The sequence below is a fragment of the Variovorax paradoxus genome (assembly GCF_000834655.1).
In the GTDB taxonomy this organism is placed as follows: Bacteria; Pseudomonadota; Gammaproteobacteria; order Burkholderiales; family Burkholderiaceae_C; genus Variovorax; species Variovorax paradoxus_F.
Genome location: NZ_JXQQ01000095.1, coordinates 1 through 5,747 on the forward strand (window position 1 = coordinate 1; position 5,747 = coordinate 5,747).

Consider the following 5,747-nt stretch of genomic DNA (forward strand, 5'->3'; position numbering starts at 1 on the left):
ACCACCGTCGCTGTCTGCGGCGACAGCACCCGATGGTCGACACTGTGAAAACCGCGCCCGGGGCGCCAGCAGATGCCGCGGCGGCTGCAGGTGAGCCGGTTGCTGTAGTGGGCGAGTTCGCCGCCGTCTTCTCCCGCCTTCTGAAGGTAGTTGTTGCTGGCCGTGTGCTCGATCTCGACGATCAGGAATTCGCTCTCGGGTCCCGTGCCCTGCGTGCGCCCGAAATGGTCGGCCAGGCGAAAGTAGCGCCCAGGCAGCACGAAGCGGCTGTTGCCCTGGGCGTCGAAGTGCTTGCCGCGGGCTTCGATTTCCTCGATGCGCAACCGCGCCCGCTCATCACCCTCGCGGCTGGTCTTGAAATGGCGTGCGCCGCCGTATTCATGCACTTCGAGTTGGGGCACATCGCCCTGCTGATTGCTGCTGAGCGTGCCTGCATGTTGCGGACGCGGGTTCTTGAAGTCGAACGCACTGACCGCCGTCTGGGCCGACACCAGTTCTCGAATGGCGCTCCACTGGTGGATGGCGTCTTCTTCCTGCGCACCGCCTTCTCGCTGGAAGCGTATATCGGAGGACGCCCCATCGATGACTTGCGCCAGGGTGCTGTCGTCGGTGAGGGTCAGGGTATGGCCATTGGCATCGTGTTCGTACCAGTAGCTGTAGCCGGCCGCCTCCCAGCGGCGGTGCAGGTAGTTGTGATCGCTTTCACCCTGAGCGCCGCCACCCTGGCTGGCCATGGTGACGGCCGTGTCCTCGCCGTGCACCTGCCACTTCCATTGGGGCAGGGTGTCGTAGTCGTCGAAGACGATCTGGGTCTGTTCCCGCAGGGTCTTGCGATGGAACAGACGGTTGTTGTGCCGCAGACGCAGGTACTTCAGCCACGGACCGAGCCTGACTTCGTAGAAGGCAAGGTTGCCGTCGGTCCGCACGAGCTGGAACGCGAAGACGATGCCGGTGAAGTAGCGCAGCGTGCCGTCGGGGCGCACCAACCCGATGCTGAGCATCTTGCCCTGCAGGTCCTTGAGCGCCAGATCGGCATTGCTGGAGAGGAGCTCCGCTGTGAACTCGAAGTCCCGCGACAGGCCTTCGCTGGCCCGCAGCCGGTTGACCACCAGGCCTGCGCCCGCGGGCTCGCCGCCTCGCGGAAACGACAGACGAAGCAGGCGCGCGTTCTGGCGCGCCGACGCGATCACTTGCGCTGTATTGGTCTCTGCAGCCATGGTCGTTCAGTCCGTTGGTTGAAACTTGAGGATGGCAACCCGCATCACGCCCCCAAGCCCACATGTGCGATACCGACCGGGCTTTCCCGGTTGGCCTGGTTCCACCAGGTCCAGGTGACCTGACCGGATTCGATGTCCAGACCCGCTTCTCCCGGATGGGGGAAAGGCCGGCCCTGCAGCACATAGGCCTGTCGATGCCACTGGTTGAAAGTGGTGGCCATCGGATGACTCCCGGGAACGCTGGCCTGCCAGATCCCTGTGGCCGGACAGCTGCGATCGCCCAGGCAACGCCTGGCAGGCTCGGGCAGCTGCGCTTCGCGCGCAATACGCCGGGCCACGCGCGGATCGCCGACAGGCACGGCGTGCACCGGCAGCGCCACGAGCTCGCCCAAGTAGTGGAACTGGATGCGCCCGTCTTCGGGCATGAGGCCCGGGCGGGTGCGATCGAACAGCTCGCCTCTCGCATAGCGCATGGGCACCTGTTCGGCGTTCCAGGCAAGGTGGCGTTCGCCGACCGGGCGAATCAATCTTGCGATCCAGTAGCCGGATTCGGGCGCAGCGGTGCTTTCGAATTGCGCAGGCACGTGGCGTTGCGGCTCTTCGGGCAATGCATGGCCCTCGGGGACATGGGCGCGACCGCTGCGCTGCGGGCCGGCCGAAGGCCCGGGCCCCGGTGGCACGACCGGCACGGCCACCACGGCCTTGGCCGCATCGATCAGGGTCTGCTTGTTGCCGTCCCACTTGGGCAACGGGGTCGGCGGCAGAGGGAGCACCCGATCCAGATTGGGCAGGCGCAGATCGGGGTTGAGTTCGAGGGCGTCTCCAAGGACGCCATAGCGCTCGGCACGCGCGCCATCCTTGACGTCGCCGACCATGGGCTTGCCGACGCGGAAGGTGAAGGACAAGTAGCTCGCGCTCTCTGCGCTGCCGAGCTTGACGCCTTCGTGCAGGATCTTGAGGGCACGCGCGTAGTCCTCGCCCCGGCTGGCGTCCGTGCCCGCCAAGGTCGAACCCAGTGCATGCGCAGCCTTGCCGTTGCCTTGGGCGAATGCGCACTCCAGCATCTTGAGGGCCACCTTGCGATTGCCCCAGAACCCGCGTTGAGGGTTGTCGTAGTCGGCGTCCATCTTGGCGCCCAGGTACGCCATCGCACTCGGGCTTCCCTTGTCCGCGGCCAGTTCCCAGAACGCATAGGCCCGGCTGGCGTCCTGCTTCACCCCCACGCCCTCCATGTGGTAGGTGCCCATCACGTCATAAGCCGCCGGGATGCCCAGCTTCATGGCCGCCTCCACGAGCTGTACCGCGCGCTCGGTGTCCTTGGGAACACCGTCTCCCTCTGCGTAGGCATTGGCCACATTGAGCATCGCTTTCCAATGCTTGCGTTCGGCTGCTCGCTGCCACAGCTGCAACGCCTTGCCGTAGTCGCGCTCCTCGGGCCACAACGCGGGGCTGGTCAACGCCAGGCCCTGCTGCAGCCATTGCTCGGCCTCGGGGTCTATCGGCGGCACCGCATCGGCTTCGTGCCTGCACACGAAGTCCGCCCGATGCGGATCGAAGGCCTTCAGGTTCATGTTGCGTGGCAGGTCGTTCATGGAACAGGCGAATTGGGTGAGCGGGATGACGGCAAGAAGGAGCAGGTGCCTGAAAAGATTCATTGATTTCAGCCCAGTCGAATGCGGCTTTTTCGCTCGTCATGGAAGGGAACCAGGAAGCCCGTGATCGGCCGTCCCGCCTTCATTTCCACCTCATTCATCGTCATGAGCGCCTGCCAGCTCTTGAACGTCGCCTGGACGGCCGATGGACTGCCGTCTCCACCATCGCAGGCCTCGGCATTTCCCGTATGCAAACCCCACACCCTGCGCCGCAGATCCCGGCTCTTGCCCACGTCGTCGCTGGCGATGTTGATCTCCGCGTCCACCGCCATGCTTCTGAGATTCAGGTTGGCGCTGCCCAGCGTGAACATCGCGTCGTCGATGATCATCAGCTTGCTGTGGATGTAGATCTCGCGATAGCCCTCGCTGACGGCCGACGCCACCTGCAGCCTGCGATCGGTGGGCGGCTTCGGCTCGCTCGGTCCCGTGTATCCCCAGTAAGGCCTGCCGCCCGCCGCGAGCGCGCGTTTCATCGCCTCCTCGTAGCCGGCCTTGCTCTGCTGGTAGATCTTGAGGTCGCGCTGGTAGATCTCCTGCTCGCGCTGCTGGCGCTGGAACACGCTGTGCTTGGACTTCGACCAGCCCGGGTCGTGCGTCCAGAGGCTGGCCACCAGCGTGCGCAGGCCGATCGCATCGAGTTGCCTGGAAAGGTTGCTCTTGTCGCCCATCATCCTGGAGGTTTCGGCGATATCGCTGAGCTCGGGCTTCGTCGGCGGGTTGGGAAACAGCAGCGGATTCTTGTCGTGAATCGCCTTGAGCTTCTCGTAGCGCGCCATGTCCAGGTCGTACAGCCTGAGCTCGTCCTCCACCGCCTTGTCCTGATTGGGAACCGAGGTGCCGTGGCCCAGGGCTTTGACGGTGTCGTGCGTGCGCGGCACCATGAAACCCTTCTCGGGCGTGGGAATGATGGCCATGAGGTGCAGGTTCGGCAGATCGCCCTGATGCCTGCCGCCCTTGCGCCAGCCGTCGACGTAGGCCGCGCGATCCCCTTTGAGCTGCCGCGCCCAGTCGGTGTACTGGAAATACTGGTTTTCCACGAACAGGTAGTTGCGCGCGAAGCTGCTGGCCTGCAGGTACAGGCGCTTGATGGTCTGGTCCTGTTCCTCGGGCTGGGTTCGCACGATCTGGGCGCGCTGGGTTGCGCCGACCAGTGTCCTGGTCAGGCCCTTGGGCGGGTTTTTCAGATCATGCGTGCGCGCCAGTGTCCCGACGGCGGTTCGGCCCTTGGCGCGGTTCCATGCATCGGTGAAATTCTTGCTCACGGCCACCAGCGCGGCGCCGCGGATCCGGCACGCATAGTCCTGGTAGGGCTTGAGACCCGGTCCATCGTCACCCGCGCCCTCCCACGACGCGCCGCGCCGCGGGTCCTTGAACAGGTGCGCCGCCGTGTCCCAGTAGTCGGTCACGCTGTTGAGACCCATGACGTAGCCCACGGCCGAGGCGCCGCCTTCGTGTTCGTAGTCGATCAGGATGGTTTTCTGGTGGTCGGTGGCCACTTTCACCATGGCTTTAGTTTCGGTGTAGCCACGTTTGCCCGGCTCGTTCGCAAGGTTTGCACTGACGGCCTTTTCATCGCCGTCGCGGATGCGGATGGTCAGGTTCTTCAGCCTGCCACCGAAGGCATCCTGGTACCACTGGGCGTTGAAGTCCTTGCGCTGATCCTGCGGGGTGACCGCGATGCCGTCGGTCCAGTCGTCCGGGTTGAAGGCGGGGCTGGCGCGCTGCGCCGTCGTCGTGTCGTCCTTGCTGTATCCGGGCATGTTGTTTCCGCCCAGCAAGGTGCTGCCGATGAAGCCGTACCACGAGAGCAGTCGCACCTGCACGGGCTTGCCGCCGTTGTGCTTGCCCTCGGCCACTTCCTTGAGCAGGTCGCCCCAGGTGAGGCCGCGCGGCCATGTGTTCTTGGTGCGGATCAGTTCCATCGCGGGATCGAACCCCCAACAGATGATCTCGACACTTTCCTTGGCCTTCTTGATGTCCTTGGCAATCTGCTCGAACGCGACTTCACCGCAAATGAAGAGCTGCAGCTCGTTGGCGTGATACGGAGGGGTTTTCTCGTCCTCGCACGCTTCGAGCAGCCACTGGGCGCTGCCGGTCGTGGTGCGCTGGGCTTCGGAGATCGGCGTGCAAGACTTGTGCTGCGGGGAATCGTTCATGGGTGAATGCTGGAGCGTTGCGATTGCAGGGCCGGCTGTAACGCAAGGCCCTAGTTGCCCTCGCGATGGCGTTGATGCCGCAGCCTGTCCTTGGCGTCATCCTGCGCCGCGCGAAATCCGCGGGCGGCAAGCTGGTCGTCGAGTTCCTCGAGCTTTTCCTTGACGGGAAGATCGAACTCGTGGCCGTTGCTGAGCTTGACGGTGTACTTCGGCGTGCCCTTCTGGTGGTCCTTGATGATCAGCTGCCCGTTCTCGTCGGTCACGCCGTCTTCCACCTTGGCGTCACCCTTGTAGAGGGTATAGGGCTCGTCGGCGAACACGCGGCCATCGGTTGGATGCGAACGCAGGATGAACGCGAGGCTTTGCTTTTGCTCCAGTTCCTTCAGGGTGACTGGCTCCGGCAGCCTCGGCCCCGGCTTGTTGCTCGGCCCGACCAGGGAATGCACGGCCGCATGCTCGCGCCACATGCCCTTGGTCCCGTTCTCGATGCCGGCCGCGTTCCAATGCGTATAGCTCGTGCCGCCATTGATGACGACCTCCTCCTTGGCCGTGATCGTGATCCGGTTGGCGTCGGCCTTGACGTCCAGCTTGGCCAGGATGTGGATGCTGTTGCTCAGGGCCTCGAGATCGATGTCCGAACTCGCTGCGATGAGCCGCATTCCTTTTTCGAAAGCGGCGATGCGCACTGCGTCCTTCGCGCTGACCAGCAGGCTCTTGCCCGC

4 protein-coding genes are annotated in these 5,747 nt (G+C 64.5%); all 4 read right to left on the bottom strand.

Annotated elements, in window-relative coordinates:
- On the bottom strand, nt 1-1,217 hold a 1,217-nt coding region (locus RT97_RS27825; protein ID WP_042582098.1), incomplete at its 3' end, for a type VI secretion system Vgr family protein.
- 44 nt (nt 1,218-1,261) lie between these two features.
- Nucleotides 1,262-2,809, bottom strand: a complete 1,548-nt coding sequence (locus RT97_RS27830) for a tetratricopeptide repeat protein (RefSeq protein WP_042582101.1) — start codon at nt 2,807-2,809, stop codon at nt 1,262-1,264.
- A gap of 68 nt (nt 2,810-2,877) precedes the next feature.
- Nucleotides 2,878-5,025, bottom strand: a complete 2,148-nt coding sequence (locus RT97_RS27835; RefSeq protein ID WP_042582099.1) for a phospholipase D-like domain-containing protein — start codon at nt 5,023-5,025, stop codon at nt 2,878-2,880.
- Nucleotides 5,026-5,075: 50 nt separating this feature from the next.
- On the bottom strand, nt 5,076-5,747 hold a 672-nt coding region (locus RT97_RS27840; protein WP_042582100.1), incomplete at its 5' end, for a DUF2345 domain-containing protein.

Bases quoted from the DNA above. Each gene is read 5' to 3' on its own strand.
- RT97_RS27830 (WP_042582101.1), bottom strand. From the start codon at position 2,809: ATGAACGACCTGCCACGCAACATGAACCTGAAGGCCTTCGATCCGCAT.
- RT97_RS27835 (WP_042582099.1), bottom strand. From the start codon at position 5,025: ATGAACGATTCCCCGCAGCACAAGTCTTGCACGCCGATCTCCGAAGCC.